The organism is Zwartia vadi (assembly GCF_030410375.1).
GTDB lineage: Bacteria > Pseudomonadota > Gammaproteobacteria > Burkholderiales > Burkholderiaceae_B > Zwartia > Zwartia vadi.
The window spans coordinates 199,641-216,380 of record NZ_JAUHHE010000004.1 but is presented as its reverse complement, the minus strand read 5'-3'; the positions used below and the strand labels follow the sequence as shown (position 1 = coordinate 216,380).

Annotated in this window: 15 protein-coding genes; 9 read left to right on the top strand and 6 right to left on the bottom strand. The window is 48.8% G+C overall.

The features are described 5' to 3' along the window. Nucleotide 1: 1 nt before the first annotated feature. A complete protein-coding gene (locus QWY27_RS05240) occupies nt 2-889 on the bottom strand; it encodes a proline iminopeptidase-family hydrolase (protein WP_290195409.1) in 888 nt (295 codons plus the stop codon). A gap of 80 nt (nt 890-969) precedes the next feature. Here QWY27_RS05240 and QWY27_RS05235 point away from each other — a divergent pair, with 80 nt between their 5' ends. The 3 genes from QWY27_RS05235 to QWY27_RS05225 are packed head-to-tail and all read left to right on the top strand — an operon-like array spanning nt 970 to nt 3,931. After that, nucleotides 970-1,608 (top strand): trimeric intracellular cation channel family protein, encoded by a 639-nt coding sequence (locus QWY27_RS05235; protein WP_290195408.1) that lies wholly within the window; start codon nt 970-972, stop codon nt 1,606-1,608. A 22-nt stretch (nt 1,609-1,630) separates the two neighbouring features. Further along, nucleotides 1,631-3,475: a nitrilase-related carbon-nitrogen hydrolase gene (locus QWY27_RS05230; RefSeq protein WP_290195406.1), complete on the top strand. Its 1,845-nt coding sequence runs from the start codon at nt 1,631-1,633 to the stop codon at nt 3,473-3,475. A gap of 3 nt (nt 3,476-3,478) precedes the next feature. Continuing rightward, nucleotides 3,479-3,931 (top strand): hypothetical protein, encoded by a 453-nt coding sequence (locus QWY27_RS05225; protein WP_290195405.1) that lies wholly within the window; start codon nt 3,479-3,481, stop codon nt 3,929-3,931. Nucleotides 3,932-3,990: 59 nt separating this feature from the next. Here the strand turns inward: QWY27_RS05225 and QWY27_RS05220 are convergent, their stop codons facing one another. After that, nucleotides 3,991-6,537, bottom strand: a complete 2,547-nt coding sequence (locus QWY27_RS05220; protein WP_290195403.1) for a diguanylate cyclase domain-containing protein — start codon at nt 6,535-6,537, stop codon at nt 3,991-3,993. A gap of 159 nt (nt 6,538-6,696) precedes the next feature. Between QWY27_RS05220 and QWY27_RS05215 the strand changes: the two genes are divergently transcribed. Both QWY27_RS05215 and QWY27_RS05210 read left to right on the top strand, forming a co-directional pair. Next, complete coding sequence (locus QWY27_RS05215) at nt 6,697-7,764, top strand: ABC transporter substrate-binding protein (RefSeq protein WP_290195401.1); 1,068 nt, start codon at nt 6,697-6,699, stop codon at nt 7,762-7,764. A gap of 35 nt (nt 7,765-7,799) precedes the next feature. Beyond that, the gene (locus QWY27_RS05210; RefSeq protein ID WP_290195399.1) at nt 7,800-8,333 is read left to right on the top strand and encodes a CIA30 family protein; all 534 of its coding nucleotides are present in this window, start codon (nt 7,800-7,802) and stop codon (nt 8,331-8,333) included. Here QWY27_RS05210 and QWY27_RS05205 read toward each other — a convergent pair. Together QWY27_RS05205 and QWY27_RS05200 are read right to left on the bottom strand one after the other, a co-directional pair. Then, nucleotides 8,327-8,941 carry an alpha-ketoglutarate-dependent dioxygenase AlkB family protein gene (locus tag QWY27_RS05205; RefSeq protein WP_290195397.1) on the bottom strand — a complete coding sequence of 205 codons (615 nt, stop codon included), beginning with the start codon at nt 8,939-8,941 and terminating at the stop codon, nt 8,327-8,329. The genes QWY27_RS05210 and QWY27_RS05205 overlap by 7 nt on opposite strands. 42 nt (nt 8,942-8,983) lie before the next feature. Further along, on the bottom strand, nt 8,984-9,322 hold the full coding sequence (locus QWY27_RS05200) for a hypothetical protein (RefSeq protein ID WP_290195395.1): 339 nt from the start codon (nt 9,320-9,322) through the stop codon (nt 8,984-8,986). 327 nt (nt 9,323-9,649) lie between these two features. On the opposite strand from QWY27_RS05200, the gene QWY27_RS05195 reads away from it, so the two are divergent. Then, nucleotides 9,650-11,116: a class II fumarate hydratase gene (locus tag QWY27_RS05195; RefSeq protein ID WP_290195393.1), complete on the top strand. Its 1,467-nt coding sequence runs from the start codon at nt 9,650-9,652 to the stop codon at nt 11,114-11,116. A gap of 65 nt (nt 11,117-11,181) precedes the next feature. Further along, complete coding sequence (locus QWY27_RS05190; RefSeq protein ID WP_290195391.1) at nt 11,182-11,985, top strand: MIP/aquaporin family protein; 804 nt, start codon at nt 11,182-11,184, stop codon at nt 11,983-11,985. Nucleotides 11,986-12,027: 42 nt separating this feature from the next. Here QWY27_RS05190 and QWY27_RS05185 read toward each other — a convergent pair whose 3' ends face one another. Beyond that, nucleotides 12,028-13,011, bottom strand: a complete 984-nt coding sequence (locus tag QWY27_RS05185) for a Bug family tripartite tricarboxylate transporter substrate binding protein (RefSeq protein WP_290195389.1) — start codon at nt 13,009-13,011, stop codon at nt 12,028-12,030. Nucleotides 13,012-13,297: 286 nt separating this feature from the next. Between QWY27_RS05185 and QWY27_RS05180 the strand changes: the two genes are divergently transcribed. Together QWY27_RS05180 and QWY27_RS05175 are read left to right on the top strand one after the other, a co-directional pair. After that, a complete protein-coding gene (locus QWY27_RS05180; protein WP_290195387.1) occupies nt 13,298-14,512 on the top strand; it encodes an acyl-CoA dehydrogenase family protein in 1,215 nt (404 codons plus the stop codon). Nucleotides 14,513-14,531: 19 nt separating this feature from the next. Continuing rightward, entirely contained in the window at nt 14,532-15,692 is a 1,161-nt protein-coding gene (locus tag QWY27_RS05175; RefSeq protein ID WP_290195385.1) for an acyl-CoA dehydrogenase family protein, read from the top strand. On the opposite strand, the gene QWY27_RS05170 is transcribed toward QWY27_RS05175, so the two are convergent. Then, on the bottom strand, nt 15,680-16,675 hold the full coding sequence (locus QWY27_RS05170; protein ID WP_290195382.1) for a Bug family tripartite tricarboxylate transporter substrate binding protein: 996 nt from the start codon (nt 16,673-16,675) through the stop codon (nt 15,680-15,682). The genes QWY27_RS05175 and QWY27_RS05170 overlap by 13 nt on opposite strands. Nucleotides 16,676-16,740: the final 65 nt, after the last annotated feature.

Here is a 16,740-nt window from a genome sequence, read left to right as displayed (position 1 = left end):
CTCAGTGATTGAGCCGGTCCAAAAAGTTTTGAATGATCACAAAATATTCGTTAGGGTTTTCAAAGTTAGGTAGATGTGAGCAGCCGGGCATCATGACCCACGTTGAATCAATAAGTCCGCGGTGGAGCACTTCATTAACTTTCGGTGTGGATTCATCAAACTCACCAGAAATAATCTGAATGGGGAGTTTGATCGCTGACAGCTCTTTACTGCGATCCCAGTCCTTTAAGTTACCAGTCACGGTAAATTCATTTTTGCCCCACATCACTTCATAGACTTGATTCGTGGCTACCATCTTTTCCAGAATATGTTTTGGAAATGGCTGCAGCCGGAGCACATGCTGTGAATAAAAATTAAACAAGATTTCTTGATCATGCGAGGCTTGATCGACTTCGCCTTGAGCGGCTTGCTCACGCGTAGAAGATTTTTTTAAAGTGAGCGCACTTACCAGACGTTGAATTTCATCGCTAAACGCAGGAGCGCTCGATAATGCGTTGGAGAGAATGCCGCCGATGACACCCTTTGGTTGAGTTAAGAAGTACTCAATCGCAAGCATGCCTCCCCAAGATTGGCCATAGATCACGACTTTGTCGAGTCCAAGCGACTTTCGAACTGATTCGATTTCGGCAATAAAGCGCGGGAATTTCCATCGGTTGGGATCATCTGGCGCATCGGAACGCCCGCAGCCGAGTTGATCGTAGAAGATGATTTTTTGTCTGTCGCTCGCAAGTGCTTCAAGATTGTCCAGATAGTCGTGACCCATCCCTGGCCCGCCATGGAGCACAAGCAAAGGTGGTCGTTCATACGGCGCGCCACCGCCGATAGATTGCGTCCAGACCTTGTAGCCATCTTCGACTTCAACATATGATTCAGTTTTGATCGTTTTCATATCAATCCTAATTTTCCTTAATATTTTGACCAATTTGTTAAAATTAATAAATATCCCATTCCTTATTTTGAGAATAAAAAATGCTTGAGACAATGCCGACGTTGCCGTTATGGGTTGATGTCACTGCGATGGCAACAACGGCAATTTATGGTGCTGCGACTGCCCGCAGTCGGAATGTCCCTGTCGCTGGGACCCTGTTTGCCGGGATTTTGGGTGGTGCGGCAGGTGGGATTGTCAGAGACCTATTGTTGGGTTTGGAGCCGATCGCGATTACGGGTCCCTATTATTTCCCCTGGATTCTATTGGCGACAGTTTTTGGCGCATTCTTTTTTTATAAATTTATTTCGGAGCGAATTCCCTACCTTGTTTTAAAAGGTGTAGCGATTGGTTTGCTCATTTCAATTGGGTGCCAAAAGGCGCTCATCCATGAAGTGCCGTTTGTCTCGATTATCTTGTGTGGCGTGTTAACAGCGACCGTTGGTGGCATGGCGATCGATACCTTGACACGCCATAGGGCTGCCGTCTTTAGTCAGGCGCACTGGTATGCAACGGCTCTCATTATCGGAAGCCTTGTTTTCTATGGATTGACCATCACTACAAATTTCTATGTTGCGACTGCGGGCGCAACACTGACTGCTTCCGTCCTATATGTCACCAGTGTGCTTCGAAATTGGCCATCACCCACGTGGCCAAAAGAAGGCTCCGACATGTCTGCTTGAACTCAAATGCTAGGAAAAAAATATGTCAGTTGTGAAAGAAGCTTTTAAAGTCGCTGCTATTGAGTTCAATCCGGAATTCATGGAACTTGATAAAAATATTATTGCTGCGACTGCCATTGCAGAGGAGGCGGCAAAAAATGGCGCACGACTCATTGTGATGCCTGAAGCAGCCGTATCGGGTTACATCTATCGTGATCTTGAGCAGTTCTTGCCTTATATGGATACTGTTCCTGGCAAGACAACTGATTCTCTTGCAGGCGTGACCAAGAAATATAACTGTTACATCGCGATCGGCATCGCTGAGATTGATCGAGATACGGGTTTGACTTACAACACTGGGGCGCTCATCGGTCCCCAAGGATTCATAGGTAAATATCGTAAGAATGGATTAAATCCTTCTGACGTTTTGTGGTTTGTGCCTGGCAATACTGGTTATCCAGTCTTTGAGACTGAGCTCGGGCGCATCACGATGATTATTTGTTACGACGATACGTATTGGGAACCTGCGCGTGTGGCAGCCTTAAAAGGTTGCGACATGATCGCCTACATTTGCTCCTCTGATCGGTTGTTGCCGCAACTCGGAGAGCAGGCTGCTGGCAAGCATTCAACGATTGCTGCTGTTCAACACCAGAGCGCCTGGAGCGGTCTGGCAATGATTGCTGCAGATCGTAATAATGCCGAGACTAATCCCACCACTGGTGTGACCGTTACGTATGGTGGATCAGCCTCGATCTGGCAGGCTGACGGAGAGCGTATCGCGCACGCGTCCGCGACCGACTACAACAAAACCATGACAAACAAGCCATCCATCATATACGGAATGATCGATCCCGCTCGATTTGATAACGCGCAAAAGCAGACGCTTGAGCGTCGCCGTCCTGAGTTGTACAAAGAGCTTGCTTTTTATAGAGCTCCGACAGATACGGCTGCCACAAAAAATCCTTGTGAAGTCTTTGCCGCAGCCGTGCAATATCGCCTCGACGAAAATGACTTCGAGGGGAATTTAAATCGGTGCGATGCATTGATTCAAAAAATGCAGGGAGGATCGGCAGCGTTCAATTTGGTGGTCTTGCCTTCGCTTTCGTTTAGCGGCCCTGTTTCAAAGAACAATGTTGAGCAAATATCTGAAAAAGCTCTTGGTCGATCCACGCAAGCCGCAAGTGATTTTGCTGTGCGTTTAAAGACCCATCTTGTCGCGAGTTTTATTGAAAAGGATGGAGCACGCTATTTTCATACTGCGGTGTTGCTCGCCCCTGATGGAAAAGTACTGGGTCAGTATCGTCAAACTCATCTCGATCCTGCTGAAAGTGAGTTTTTAAGTGCGGGCGATGATCTGCCTGTGTTTGAAACCTCGATCGGAAAGGTTGGGATTTTATTGAATGATGATTTCCGGTTCCCTGAAGCCTCAGGGATGTTGTCTTTGCGTCGCGCAGATATTATTGCCGCACCAGTAAATTGGTCTGGTCAATATGGAGGGCGATTGCAAGATGCGGCCGGATTGTTCGATCATCCTTACGCTGCCAATACGATGGTTTTTTGGTATGCAGCTGCTAAAACAGCTCAGGCTTACACGGTCGTGGCCAACTCTGTCGGAAACGGCTGTCTGGGATCCAGCGGGATTTTTACAATCAATCCAATCGATTCGCTAGAAATACCTGTTGTGGGTTCTCTTGATAATGAAGAGGTTGTTTCGCTCAAGTTCACCACACTCGGTCAGGGCTATTGGATGAATCAGAGCAAACTCATCGGCGGGCGTCGTGCGGATCTTGCCTCGCCACTTGTCTTCCCTTCGCAGTCCAAAGCGCTGCAACGATGGCGGGCCACACCGGGTTTTGATGTTGACGCTTGGTCAGCTTATAAGCAATGAAGCATGAACAACACTGCGATGAATTATGTTTTTAATTTTGATGCCCTGATTTTAGGGTGCGTGACGATTTTGCTTTGCTTGGTTGTGCAAACATTGTTCGTTATGATTGTCACGACCAAGTTTAAGCTTGGTGTTCGAAATCTAATTAATAGTGACAGATGGATATTGGCACAAATCGTATTTTTCGCCGGAATCTTGTTGTTACTGATTTCTCATTTGGTACAAATTTACGTGTGGGGACTTTCTCTCAATATTTTTGATATTATCCCCAACATGCACCAAGCGATGGTCTTTGCTGGAAGCACCTACACGACAGTCGGTTTTGTTAGTGATCCGCTACCTGTTCATTGGCAGCTCATGACCGTGATCATGGCCGCTTCAGGATTTTTCTCGTTTGGTTGGAGCACGGCTGTGATGTTTCTGTTGTCACAAGCTCTTTTTCCATCTGAAAAATAACGAACCCTCATATCTGTGATACTGGCAGACTGGGTGTGTCGTGATAAAAGATGATGTTCCTACACAGCGTTGCAAACATGAATGTTATTTCGACCCGCAATTTTGGCTTCATACATTGCAGCATCAGCTCTGTTCAAAATTTTCATTTGATTAAGCTCTTTCCCTAAAAACAAAGTCAGTCCAATACTGGCTGTACAAATGTGAGAGTGACCATCGAGATGGGTGCCTTTCTCTCCATCCCTGATCAAATAGGGTTGAGAAACGGATATCCTTATTTTTTCAGCGACCTGATATGCATATTGTTGGGCTTTTGTTGGATCCTCAGACAAGGATTCCAATAAGATGACGAACTCGTCTCCACCTAGGCGGGCGACTGTGTCAATTTCTCTCACGGAGGCAGTGAGCCTTTGCGCGACATCAATCAGGAGTTGATCGCCAGCCGCGTGACCATATTGGTCGTTAAGAGGTTTGAAATTATCCAGATCGAGCATCATCAATGCGCCGTACTGGCCACTGCGCTGGCTTGTCGCCATAGCAAGGGCAAGGCGTTCATTGAGTTTTTGTCTATTCGGGAGCTGCGTTAGAGGATCATGCAAGGCAAGCTGTTCGAGCCTGATTTGCTGTTGCTTTTGAAGACTGATGTCGGAGAACATCGCAACGAGATGCTGGATCGTGCCATCGTCAGAGCGCACGGCACTGACTTTGAGTTGTACGGGAATCGGTTCCCCGCTTTTTCTTTTGAGCTCAATTTCTCCCGCCCAGAAGCCGATATTGTTTACGCTCGACAGAATATTATCGAACATGTGGCTCTCGACATCTGTAAAACCCACGATTTTGTAATTTAATCCGATCACTTCGTTTTTTTCAAAGCCTATGATTCTTGTGTAGGCGTGATTAACATCCGTGATGATGCCCCGTGGGTCTGTGATGACGATCGCTTCGAGAGCAGCATTAAACACGCTCGCTGAAATGATTAGTCTATCTTCTTGCTGTTTACGCAAGGTGATGTCGCGTATCAGCATCAGTATGAATTTTTTCCCTGCCCACTTTGCATGGCTGATTGAGATTTCCGCTGTATATAACGAGCCATCTTTTCGACGATGGTTCGACTCAAAGACTGCTCCTTCATGCACCATTTGATTGATTTTTTTAACAAAATCGATCGTTTGAAAACCCAGGTCCCAGTCAGAAATTTTTAATAGTTTGAGTTCATCAGATGTGTAGCCAAGCATAGAAAATATTTGTGGATTTGCCTCAAGTATTTCGCCTTGTTCGCTCAGGATCATCACCCCATCCGTCACACTATTGAAAATAGCGCGACGTCGCGAGGCTTCGTCCGATATTGATTGTTGAGCGGCGGCTTGCTCTTGTTCTTGTCTGGAGATGGTATTCAGGAGTTTATTGACGTGTTTGGCTAAATTTCCAAGCTCATCGCGTCGCTCGATATTTTCAATGCGTGCGAGCCGATTGCCTTGACTGAATCCTGTGATGATGTCTGTGATTTTTTTAATTTGTATAACGATTGCCCGACCAGCTTGCAGATAAATCAAGGAGATAGTCAGCATGATCAAGCCGAGCATGGCACTCACGATTCCTAACAGCAACCATGCCGTATTGGTATAGGGCGCGAGAGGAAAGCCTACAGCGAGAGCGGCGATTGTTTTTTCATCGCCATCCATAATAGGAGACACAGCTAATCCAAATTTAACTCCGCCAATTTCTTGTGTGCCGTATTTATTAGGCGCCAAGATGACATGAATATCTGGAGATAGGTTCGCGTCGAGGATGGCTGAATGAGAGCCGAGCGTTTTTAAGCGACTGTTAATGACACTCTGATTGTCGACGAATATTCCAACAAAGCCTTCCGAGCGTTCGGGTAGTTTACCTGCGGGATAAATGATCTCTCGCATGTGATCGATCAGCGCAGTATTGTTGTTAAGGAATAGTCCTCCGATAAGCACAGCGTCTTGTTCAGTCACTGACAAGGGAAAGTGTGCCGCAGCATTGATGAGTGTTGCGCGCGTGGCGGGTGTGACAGGTGCTGCATTGAGTTGTTTAGCTCTTTCAGGGGAAAAAGCTAATAACTGATCTGGAGTGAATTGTTCAAAACCTGAGCTCGCAACACCAATTTGCGCTTGCTTGATGACATAACTCTCCGGGACGCGAGCGTCTTGGGCCACCCGGCTGCTTGAGCCCAGAATGGTGCCATCTTTGTCTACGATGAGTAAGAAATCAAAGCCGCTACCTCTTAAAGTTCCGGCAAGCGTCTGATCAATGAGTTGTCGGGATGTTTTTTCTTGTACAAGTTGAGTGATACGTTCAGACTGGACAAGGTCTGCGATGCGCGATTGGAGTTCTGATTGCACGACGCGTAAATAGTTTTGCGCACCTGACAAATTGCTGTTCAGTTGGCTTTGAATTAACTGGCTAAGTTGAGTGCTGCCTGATATGCCTAGGGAGAGCAGCACGATGGGGAAGGCGACTAGCAAAGGCATGAGACCAAGCCATAAAAGCTTGAATCTTAAGGAGTGGTTCCAGGCGTGCCTCAGTCGTCGATAAATTGGTTCGGCGGCTAGGGTGTCTGCATTATTTTCGGATGTGCTCACGCAGTTCCCTATTCATCGTCCGAAGGTGCAAATTGGATTTAATTTCCAGTTCGCAGATCATCTTACAGCAATGTGTATAAAATGTTTAAACGCATCTTATTTTAAAAGTGATTGATTCAAATGATCAAAATAGCCCGGTACCTTCTCGCATTAATGCTGATGACTTTTATTGTCGGTTGCGGAAAACAAGAACCTATTTTGGTTGGTTTTATCGGTGGTTTATCAGGCCCCAATTCAGATAATGGTCAGGCGGGACTCAATGGTGTCACACTCGCAGTTGAAGAATTCAACCGGGAAGGCGGTGTGAAAGGCCGATTGGTTGAGCTAATCGCCAAGGATGACGGACAAAATAAGGCAAAAGCAGAAGCCTCGACTAATGAGCTGGTACAAGCTAAAGTTCAGGCGATTATCGGGCCTTTTACAAGCGGAATGGCGGAAGTTATTGTTCCAATCGCAGGTAAAGCCGGAATATTTGAAGTCAGTCCCACGATTACTTCCATGGACTTTTACGGTCAAGATGACAATCTTTTCCGTATTAATCGAACCACCCGAGATAATGCCATTGATTATGCAAAATTTCTGGTGAATCAGGGTACCAAACAAATATCCGTTGCGTATGATCTGAGGAATAAAAACTTTACTGAGTCATGGCTCAGTGAGTTCAGAACCGCTTTGCAGAGTCAGGGTGGTCAGGTGGTTTCAGCGATCCCCTATGAGTCAGGCAGTACGACGCCTTTTGATCGGGTCATGGAGAGTATGCTTGGAGCCAAACCACAAGGACTCTTGTTTATTTCCGGTGCGCTAGACGTCGCTCGACTGGCACAGCAAGCGAGACGACAGGCGCCTGAGTTAGCCATCATCGCGTCTGAATGGGCGGCAACAGAGCAATTGATTGATTTGGGTGGCAAAGTCGTTGAAGGTCTGATCATCGTCCAGAACTATGACCGTGATGACACCTCGGAGAGATTCAAACAGTTTAGCGAAGCGTATTTCAAGCGTTTCCAGAGATATCCAGGTTATAGCTCAGTATCTGCATATGACGCTGCGATTGTCGTGCTTCAAGCGCTTAAAAACCAGAAGAAAGGCGAGTCAGTTAAAGAGTCCGCTCTTCGCAATGGTCCATATCCCGGACTCCAGCAAAGCATCGTGTTTGACAAGAACGGCGACACGACAAGGAAGGTATTTTTTACAAAAATTAATAACGGACAATATCAGAAACTTCAATGAGCGTGAGCCGTAGGATCGATTCGATGAAAATAATCATGAGTATCGTCCTGCTTGTTTTGGCCGGATCGTCTTTTGCTGGAGATCGTCCGATGATGGATAACTTTTCGAACAAGCCTGAAGCGCGTTGGGAGTTCCTGACAGATCAGGTCATGGGTGGCGTTTCCCAAGGACGTCTGAACTTTGTAACCATTGATGGAAGTCCTGTTGCGCATTTGTCCGGGACTGTCAGTACAGCTAATCGCGGTGGCTTTATTCAGTTTCGTACGAATCTTCAGGAGCCATTAGATAAGAGTCTCAGTGGTGTCTGGGTGAAGGTCAAGGGCAATGGAGAGCGTTACTTCGTGCATCTCCGCACAAAAGGCACTCTTTTACCTTGGCAGTATTATCAAGCTGGTTTCGATACGACCGGTGAGTGGCAGACAATCCAACTGCCTTGGTCTATGTTTAAAGCGTCTGGAAATTTTCTTGCGGAAATACCCAAAGCTTCTTCCGTTCGTTCCATAGGGATTGTTGCTTTTGGGAAAGATTACGAGGCGGATCTCTGGGTTCAGGCTGTCGGATTTTATTGAGTAGATCTGAACGTCAAGTTGATGCGAGGGGCCACTGGTCGCTTGGTTTTAAGCAAGCTATGGTGCCAGTGCTCTTGGGTCGGGGCGTGCATAATGAGGACGCTGCCATTTTCAAGAGGGAGCGACACGCTCTCTCTGTCAGCCTTATGTTTAAAAGAAAATTTGCGTTCACCTCCAAGGCTCAAAGAAGCGATTGGGGCCGCGCGCTCTAGCTCTGGCTCATCATCGCTATGCCATCCCATCCCTTCGCTGCCATCGTGATAGAGGTTCAGCAGACAAGAATTAAATTTCCATTTTGAGATTTCTTCTAGTTGATTTTTGATATCGATCAGCTCAGGAGTCCAAGCTTGTGGAGTTTTTTTAACCCCTGAGTAAGTATAGGAGCAACCCTCATCGGCGACCCAGGCGACTTTTCTCTTGGTGGTAATCAGCTTGCCAAACATGTAAATCTGATCGACTTGCCAATCGAGCGAGTGAGTGAGTGCGTTGACCAATGCTGCGCAGGTGTCAGGGTCAAAAATGGCTGGGTAATAATCGACACGCCCATCCCGGGACAACACGTGAATGGCCGAACCTGAACGGCATGTTTCAAACAGATTCGTTTGCATACCGGTATTCAATGTGGGGTGATCGCGACACGGTTTTGTGAGTTAACTGGAAATTGACTCGTCTTTTAACTGCGGTGTTCGGTCTTTGAGTGAGCTGCAGATGAAAAGGTAGACGGTTGCGGCAGTCAGTAATTGAAAGGGCAGTAGTGCCACGATCATCAGGAATCCGGTTGATATGAAATAACCGTGGGCTTCTTCCGATGTGGCTAATAAATGAAAACCAATCATAATAAGCGCAGACAAAAGTGGACCGCTTGAAGTGAGCAATAGCGTCCAGCGCCAGAAGTAAGGCGGATTGTAGGGACGTGTCGTTTTGAGAGGTAGCCAATTAAACCAGGCTACAAAACAAAGATAAGCAATGAGAAAGAAGTTGCCATCCACAATTCGGACGATCCTTGGTTGCGCAAAGTTACACGCTAAGCGTGTGTGTGAGCGAGTATGCTGTTGTGGTTTTAGTCTAGCTCATATTGGACGCTTACTTGGCTCAAATCAGGCCGCTCTCCCGTTGACCCCACTTGTTTTAAGTCTTAGTATCCGTTGCGACATCAGATAGTTGAGGTACACCAAAAAGGATAGAGGCTTTCATTGACAACCATATCTGATTCTGTTGTCATGCCTGAAATTTAGAGATTTAGCCTCTCATTTGCTTTTGCATTTGGTATTTTGATGCCAAATTTGTTTTTATTTGTTTCCTCTTAGGACTTGCTCATGACCACTGATTCCGCACCAAAAATCCTCGACTTGCCTATTGGAATCTCCGCAACGGGTTTGCGTCAAGAATTCGACAGTATTGGACAAGTCCAGGTACCGGCAGACCATTATTGGGGGGCGCAGACTCAGCGCAGCTTGATTCACTTCAATATTGGTCATGACAAAATGCCCAAAGAGGTTTATCACGCTTATGGTTTTGTTAAAAAAGCGGCTGCGATCGTCAACACGAAGGCCGGACGTTTACCACCCTGGAAAGGCCAGTTGATTCAACAAGTGGCCGACGAAGTGATAAGTGGCAAGCTTGATGCCGAGTTTCCTCTGTATGTATGGCAGACTGGTTCTGGCACGCAGTCCAACATGAACGTCAACGAGGTGATCTCGAATCGTTGCATTCAGTTAGTCGGTGGCACCCTAGGCTCTCAAGAGCCCATTCACCCTAACGACCATGTCAATATGGGTCAGTCGAGCAACGACACGTTTCCGACCGCGATGCATATCGCCGCTTACAAGATGGCGACTGAAAAAACCATCCCGGCTTTGAAGCGTCTGCGCGATGCGCTCGATACAAAATCTAAACAGTGGGCCAACATCGTCAAGATCGGTCGTACCCACTTGGAGGATGCGACACCTCTGACAGTTGGTCAAGAATGGTCAGGCTATGTCGGCGCGCTCGACGATGCGATTGCAGATGTCGAGTATGCCACACAGGGATTGTTGCAGGTTGCCATGGGCGGCACTGCCGTGGGAACTGGATTGAACTCGCCTGTCGGTTTCGGTGATGCAGTTGCTGCAGAGCTGTCGGCGTTGACGGGTTTTTCCATCAAGACGGCGGACAATAAGTTTACGGCTCAAGGCACCTTGGATCGTATGGTGCGCGCGCACGCCGCACTCAAGGCCGCTGCGGTCACGCTATTCAAAATTGCCAATGACATGCGTTGGTTGGGTTCGGGCCCGCGCACGGGTCTGATGGAAATGACTTTCCCCTCTAATGAGCCAGGCTCTTCGATCATGCCCGGCAAAGTCAATCCAACTCAAGCTGAAGCCATGTTGATGGTGTGTATACAGATCATGGGTTCTGATGTGGCGGTTCAGATGGGTGGTGCCGAGGGTAATTTTGAGCTTAATGCGTTCCGTCCAATTATCATTAGCAACTACCTCCATTCCGCCTTGATTATGGCTGATATGTCTGATCATTTCCGTGAGTTCATGATCGAAGGTGCAGTCGTCAACGAGGCGCAACTCAAGTCAAATATCGACAATTCGGTCATGATGGTGACAGCCCTGTCCCCCGTGATTGGCTACGACAAGGCATCCTCGATTGCGCACTATGCGATTGATCACAACACCACGCTCAAGGCTGCGGCGTTGGCTTGCGGTGTGGACGAGGCGCTGTACGATCGTGTGGTCGTGCCGATCAACATGACCAAGCCCGGCTCTGCAGATATTCCGGCCAAAAAGGCTTAATCTCTGCGCATCGAATGCGTGAACGGATCGCTTCATAGACAACTTTTTAATTGGTCACACGAATCTTGGAATCGAATACTCAGACTAGTCTCACGGGTGAAAAAGCCTTACAACAGCAAGTCGGCAGTCGTTTTTATGCGGACTGGAAAAGTAATGACCATCGTGCGAGGAGACTAGTCTCTGAGTTTATCGGGACTTCGGGATTGACCTTTGTGTTGTCGGGTGGCGCAGCCATCCTCGCCGGTTATGGCGGTGGCGATTTGGCTCCGTATCAGTACGCTTTCATCCTGTCGGCCATTGCGGCGCTGTGGCTGACGGCTGCTGTATATTTTTTGGGTGATATTTCTTCTCACTTCAACCCTGCTATGACACTTGGTTTTGCACTACGGGGCGACATGGGTTTTCCCATGGCGCTTTGTTACATGGTGGTGCAATTCACTGCGGCTGCAGCGGGTTCCGTCACGGCTGCCGCACTGTTTGGTACGGGTGGAAATTTGGCTGCGACGGTGCCTCAACCTGATATGCACGTTCAAGCCGTGATTTTCGAGGCGATCTTGACCTTTGGTATGGTCTTGCTGATTCTGGGAATGACGGATGGACCCAAGTTGCTGGGTCCTTCAGTCCCGCTAGCCGTTGGTGCTTACGTGATGGCGATGGGCACAATGGGTGGGCCATTCGATGGCGCCGCCTTTAATCCGGCTAGAGCTTTTGGTCCGGACTTTGCAAGGGGTGATTTCTCGACCTACTGGATCTACCCTTGCGGTTCTTTGATCGGCGCGTTGATCGCTGTCGGTGTGGCGCGCTTTTTGCGGGGTCCAGCCAAAGCGCAAGAAGCAAATGCTGCAATGGGAAACCCCCTGGATCAATAGATCAGTCAATCAAAGATACATGCCGTTTGATTGTCAAACGGCTTAGAGACCGCTCTGTGCAATGATTCGCGACCAGTTTGTTGAGTAGGCGCTTTCGCGTTGGGCAAGTGTCGGTCCAGTCATGTATTCAACGGTTAGCCCCAATCCGGTCAATCGTTCACGCACTTGAGGGATTTCAAGGACCTGCTTCAAGGCGCTGCTGTAGCGCTCAAGAATCGAGGCAGGTGTCCCTTTTGGAGCAAAGATGCCGTAATAGGGCAGGTCTTCAAAACCAGCTATACCGAGCTCGGCAAAGGTTGGTGTGTCCGGGAGCAGGGCTTGGCGCTGTGCACCCATCACTGCAACCATACGCAACTTGCCTGACTTTTGAAACTCGATCAAGTCTGGCACGGAGGCCACACCGGCGGGTATTTGTTTGCCAAGCATGTCGGCAATCATCGGCGCGCTTCCTTTGTAGGGAACTGCAATGAGGTCGAGCTTGTATTGTTTAGCAAGAATTTTGACAAGAAACTCGGGAACGGATTGAGGTGCTGGTACACCGACTGCTGCTTTGCCTTGTTTCTCACTGCGAACAGCCTGGGCAAATTGCTCAAGTGATTGTTGCGTCAAATAACCGGATAGTGCGATGCCGTTTGAAAAGCTTGCAAAACCTGCGACGGGCACAAAATCAGTTGCTGGACTAAACCCGACATTCTTGTTGATGAGGGGCAAAATTGAAATCGTATGATCGTGCGAAAGGAAAAGAACGGAACCATCCGTTGGGGCAGATTTAAGCGCTTGAGCAGCGATCTGACCTCCGGCACCGGCTCTGTTTTCCACAATTACTGGCGTGCCAAGTATTTTTGCAAGTTGCTCGCCTAGCACGCGTGCGATCACATCAGTACCGCCTCCAGCTGGAAAACCCACCATTAATTTGATCGGTGTCTGTTGAGCGAAACTGATCGGGCTTGAGAGGCAGCAAACCCATAACAAAAGCGCTTTAAATAATCGTGCTTTAAAAGTTTGAGAGCTGAGTGGCTTAAACATTATGCGTCCTCTACCTGTCACCTAAGAAAAATGTTTTGAATTTTATGCATAGATTCTAAGTACAAATTCCTTGCGCCGTACTGATTCGGGTAACTTTTATTCAATTTTGCGTTTTATTTATTGTTGTGCGACGCAACAATCTTTTGCTTGCTTTTTAAGCTCTGTCACGGCGAGGACTTTCACAATCCGGACAGAACAATTAGGTTTCTTCTCAAAAAATCATTTCACAAGAGGTATCCTTTCACTATAACTTGCTTGATGTACACAATATTGGAGATGGTATTCAATGAACTTCACATTTAGCCCCGAAGAGGAAAAGCTGCGCGCGGAGGTTCGTGCATTTCTTGTGGAACATTTCACTGAAAAGGTGCGTGCAGAGAATGCCGCGGGCAAGCGCGGAGAGGGGTGGGGAGAAGCCATCCGCGATTTCTTTGAAAAAGTGAATGCAAAGCGTTGGTTTGCTTGGAGTTGGCCAACGGAGTTCGGCGGCGGTGGCGGAGATCGCACGGCGCAGTTCGTGATCGAAGAAGAGTTTTACCGCTACACCGGCATCACACTGGGTGGTGGCACTGGAGCACCATCCATCTTGATGTTTGGCACGGAAGCTCAGAAAGCTGAGTTTGTTCCCCGCTCAATTAAGCGCGAAATTATTTTTTGTCAGGGCTATAGTGAGCCAGGCTGTGGTACCGATCTTGCGGGGATACGTTGTCGCGCCAAGCGCGTCGGTGATAAATACATTATCACTGGTCAAAAAATCTATACAACCAATGCTCAAAACGCGACCCATATTTATTTAATGGTGCGCACGGATCCTGAGTCTGTGCGCCATCGTGGCCTGTCCATTTTGCTCGTGCCCATGGGCATGCCAGGGATGACAGTCCGTCCGCTCTGGACGGTACAAAACGATCCGCCCGCACCATTTGGTACAACCTATGGCGAAGAGCGTACCAACGAGGTGTTCTTCGATGATGTGGAAGTGCCTGTATCCTGCCTCCTGGGTGAGGAGGGTGGTGGCTGGGAAGTCGCAAGACGTGGTTTGAATTTGGACCGTGTGGGAGCATGGCGCTATCTGATCTCTGTGATGCGAGACGAGGATATCGTCAATTGGTTGCATACGGACGGGGAGCTGCAAAACATGCTGCGAGAGGATCCTCAAGTGCGCGATAAGATCGCCGAGATGTGGACAGAGGCAGAGGTGTGCCGACTGATGACAATGCGCAGTATCAGTATTGAACAGCGTGGCGGAAAATTCACCTACGAAGGCTCGGCGGAAAAAGTATTTGCTCCTGAACATAGCGTGCGCGCCACCGAAGCGTACAGTCAGATCCTGGGACCCTTTGCGCAGTTGATGCAGGGATCACCTGCCGCGATCGAGAAAGGCATTTTTGCCCACAACATTCTAGGTGCCTATCAGTCAACCATCAATCATGGCAGTGTGCAGGTGATGCGTGATCAGGTTGCACGTGTTGGACTTGGTTTGCCTCGCGCCGCGAAATCATAAAGAGACAGGTGATTAGAAAATGGATATTTTGCTTGATGATCAAGAAGTACAAATTCGCGAGGCGGCAGCCGAATTTCTAGAAGGGGAGTGCACACCTGCGCTGGTACGCAAAGTCGAAACCGATCCCTTGCAGTATTCCCCCGAGCTGTGGTCTAAGTTTGCAGAGAATGGCTGGTTGCAGCTATGTCTGTCCAACAAAGCGGGCGGCGAGGAGCTGCCATTACCGTATCTCGGTTTGCTGTTTGAGGTGGCTGGCTATCACATCGCCCCGATCCCCTTGCATGCGACGATGGTCCCTGCTCTGATTATTGATCGATATGGTAGCCAGGAGCAGGTGGCTTTATTGCAGTCGGTCATCGCGGGCGAGTTGATTATGAGCCATGCAGTGGCTGAGCAAACTGGACGCTGGTCGACTGATGCGATCGCATTGCAGGGCCGTATCGAGGGCAATGAGTTGGTCTTGAACGGTTCTAAAACGTTTGTGGGTAGCTTTCGTGCGTCGCAGTTATGCATGGTGATTTATCGTGAGGCTGGTGCGTCAGGCTCGCTGGGTGTGGCCTTGGTTCCAACGGATGCCAAAGGCTTGAGCAGTGAAGCACTTTTGTCGATGGCAAAGGATGGTGAGTCCAATATCAGCTTTCAGGATGTACGGGTCCCGCTTAGCGCACGGATCGGTCATGCGCAGTCTGGAAACATGATCGCGCGTGAATTGATGGATTTATCCTCGGTCCTGTATGCTTCAATGATTGCAGGTGCAGCGCGTCGAACGCTCGATATGGCTGTCGCACATGCTAAACAACGTGAGGCATTTGGTCAGCCGATCGGCGCCTTTCAGGCTATTCAGCATATGTGCGCAAATATGATGAATGCGATAGATGGCACCACCATGCTCTCCAGGGAAGCGCTTTGGAGGATGCAAGAGAAGCTTCCCTATCAAGTCAATGTTGCGCAAGCCAAATCTTTTGGTAATGAGCAGTGCATGATGGTGGTGCGCTCCGCCCAACAGATCCATGGCGGGATGGGTTTCATCCGTGATTTTGATTTAAATCTTTGGTACCGCCGTGTCAGCTCGTGGAGCCTGAGAGGCGGTACGGCCGCAGAACATCGAAGAACGATTGCCGCGGCGTTAATCGATCAGCCCGGACGTGTGAGGATTGGCTCGATCCCTCACTCAGGTTGAATCCCGGCTGCTTGAATTGTTTTGCCCCATTTCTTGATTTCATTATTCAAGAAGGCGGCGAACTCTTCAGGCGTCATGGCAACGGGCTCCTGACCTGCTTTATTCATCATTTCGATGACTTGAGGATCTCTCAGGACTTTGTTGAGTTGAGCATTTGCTTGTCTGACAGCCTCGGGTGGCGTACCTTTAGGTGCGACGACACCTGACCAGGAATAAGCCTCATAGTCTTTGACACCTGCAGAGGCGATGGTGGGGAGATCAGGGAAAAAGACCGAAGGCTCGGGATTACCCACTGCAAGAGCGCGTACACGTCCAGACTTGATGAACGGCAGGGCTGAAGTGGCGTCAGCAAACATCAGCTGAACCTGTCCACCCACGAGGTCCTGCATAGCGGGTGAGCTACCTTTGTAGGGAATATGCTGCATTTTCACCCCTGTCAGACTGGTGAACAACTCGCCGGCCAAGTGCGTACCACCGCCTGTTCCTGCCGAGCTATATGAAAGCTTGTTTGGATTGGCTTTGGCATAGGCGATCAATTCTTGCACCGACTTGACTGGCAAGGAAGGGTGGACGACCAGCACGATCGGGTAGCGGGCACCCATGCCGACTGGCACGAAATCTTTTTGGATATCGTAGGGTAGCTTGGTTTTTAAGCTTGGTAAAACAGCGTGATGAATCGCTGCAAAAAAGAAGTGGTTGCCGTCAGGCGCGGACTTGGCAGCCGCTTGCGCGCCCACAATACCGCCTGCACCTGCTTTGTTGTCAATCACAGCAGGGGTTGACCAGTTTTTAGACATGGCCTGTGTGGTCAGTCTGGCTGTGGTGTCGACAGGACCGCCGGGGGGAAAGGGCACGATAAACGTGACGGCTTTGTCTGGCCAGACAGAGGGAGTCTGGGCTTGCGCGCCTCCGGCGATGCTGGCGCAGGCAATCGCCAGTGCACAGGTGCGTAAAAAACGGCTTGAAAAGTTTAGTTGGCCCATATCAATCCTTGTCAGGTACTAGGTTTAATTAACTAGATATTGCGCATAAAATGCAAGATTAACTT

What these genes read in the sequence shown, in the direction of transcription:
- QWY27_RS05235 (WP_290195408.1), top strand. Translation starts at nt 970, where the DNA reads ATGCTTGAGACAATGCCGACGTTGCCGTTATGGGTTGATGTCACTGCG.
- QWY27_RS05230 (WP_290195406.1), top strand. Translation starts at nt 1,631, where the DNA reads ATGTCAGTTGTGAAAGAAGCTTTTAAAGTCGCTGCTATTGAGTTCAAT.
- QWY27_RS05225 (WP_290195405.1), top strand. Translation starts at nt 3,479, where the DNA reads ATGAACAACACTGCGATGAATTATGTTTTTAATTTTGATGCCCTGATT.
- QWY27_RS05175 (WP_290195385.1), top strand. Translation starts at nt 14,532, where the DNA reads ATGGATATTTTGCTTGATGATCAAGAAGTACAAATTCGCGAGGCGGCA.
- QWY27_RS05185 (WP_290195389.1), bottom strand. Translation starts at nt 13,011, where the DNA reads ATGTTTAAGCCACTCAGCTCTCAAACTTTTAAAGCACGATTATTTAAA.
- QWY27_RS05240 (WP_290195409.1), bottom strand. Translation starts at nt 889, where the DNA reads ATGAAAACGATCAAAACTGAATCATATGTTGAAGTCGAAGATGGCTAC.
- QWY27_RS05195 (WP_290195393.1), top strand. Translation starts at nt 9,650, where the DNA reads ATGACCACTGATTCCGCACCAAAAATCCTCGACTTGCCTATTGGAATC.
- QWY27_RS05170 (WP_290195382.1), bottom strand. Translation starts at nt 16,675, where the DNA reads ATGGGCCAACTAAACTTTTCAAGCCGTTTTTTACGCACCTGTGCACTG.
- QWY27_RS05180 (WP_290195387.1), top strand. Translation starts at nt 13,298, where the DNA reads ATGAACTTCACATTTAGCCCCGAAGAGGAAAAGCTGCGCGCGGAGGTT.
- QWY27_RS05205 (WP_290195397.1), bottom strand. Translation starts at nt 8,941, where the DNA reads ATGCAAACGAATCTGTTTGAAACATGCCGTTCAGGTTCGGCCATTCAC.
- QWY27_RS05210 (WP_290195399.1), top strand. Translation starts at nt 7,800, where the DNA reads ATGAGTATCGTCCTGCTTGTTTTGGCCGGATCGTCTTTTGCTGGAGAT.
- QWY27_RS05215 (WP_290195401.1), top strand. Translation starts at nt 6,697, where the DNA reads ATGACTTTTATTGTCGGTTGCGGAAAACAAGAACCTATTTTGGTTGGT.